General features: G+C 59.1%; 1 protein-coding gene. It reads left to right on the top strand.

Annotated features, from left to right (window positions below):
* The first annotated feature begins 55 nt into the window (after window positions 1–55).
* Window positions 56–1,048 carry a transposase gene (locus EPL03_RS19655; protein WP_135830781.1) on the top strand — a complete coding sequence of 331 codons (993 nt, stop codon included), beginning with the start codon at window positions 56–58 and terminating at the stop codon, window positions 1,046–1,048.
* Window positions 1,049–1,069 lie beyond the last annotated feature (21 nt).

The raw sequence follows: 1,069 nt of genomic DNA, 5'->3' as shown, positions 1-1,069 counted from the left end.
GAGGGTGTCATAGAACGATTCCCACACCAAAGAGCAGGGTGAATGCTGAGATGGTATGGCCTCAGCGACCCTGCAAGATGATCCTTCGGTAGAGACGTTCTTCAATGTCGCGGAGACCGAGACGCTAGCGCTGTTTGAGCACCTCTCCTTCGAGTTTCTCGAAGAGTTCGACGTGTTCGCCCCGGCGCAGACGGGGCGAACACGAGAGCACGAACCACCAGAGCTGATGCGTGGCTTCCTCCACTGCTACTACAAGGACATCTATGGAATTCGTCCAGTTGAACGAGAGCTTCGGAACACGGTTGTCTGGCTGAGCTGTGGCTTCGATCGACCGCCGTCGAGAGACGCGGTCGATCGCTTTCTCACCGACCTCGAACACGTCGTCGACGAAGTCTTTGACCGACTCGTCGAGCAGGCCGCCGTCCGCGGCCTGCTCGACTTGACCTACTGTATCGATTCAACGGACGTGAGGGCGATGCCTGCCGATCAAGACGCGTCGAAGTGCTACGATCCAACCGACGACGAGTACTACTACGGCTACGGCTGTACGATCGTCTCGACCGGGCAAAAAATCCCAATCGCGGCGGAATTCACAGAGAGTAAACAAGCGCCAGAGGAGACGGCGATGCGCGTCACGCGTGACGCGCTCGCCGTCGCCAAGCCGATCTGGATGGTCGGTGACAGCGCCTACGACACGCTCGACTGGCACGACCACCTGCTGGCCGCAGGGGTCGTGCCAGTTGCTCCGTACAACGCGCGAAACACTGACGACCCGAAAGACATCGAGTACAGGGTCGAAGACCGCATCACCGAACACAGCGAGGACGTTCAGCTGAAGCAGTCCACGTTGGATGAGACGTACAACCGCCGTACTGGAGTCGAACGAACCAACGAATCAGTGAAGGACTGCGGCCTCGGGCGAACGCACGCCCGAGGCCGCGTCCACGCACGGGCGCAGGTGTTTGTTGCCCTGTGCCTTCGCCTCGTCGTCGCTATCACCAACTACGAACGTGGAGACAATCCGGGAAGTACGATCATCACGGTGTGAGAAGAGTTCTATGACACCCTC

Source organism: Halorussus halobius, assembly GCF_004765805.1.
GTDB classification, from domain to species: domain Archaea; phylum Halobacteriota; class Halobacteria; order Halobacteriales; family Haladaptataceae; genus Halorussus; species Halorussus halobius.
Note: the sequence above shows the minus strand (reverse complement) of the source record. Positions and strands in the feature narration are given on the sequence as shown.

Bases quoted from the DNA above. Each gene is read 5' to 3' on its own strand.
- EPL03_RS19655 (WP_135830781.1), top strand. From the start codon at position 56: ATGGCCTCAGCGACCCTGCAAGATGATCCTTCGGTAGAGACGTTCTTC.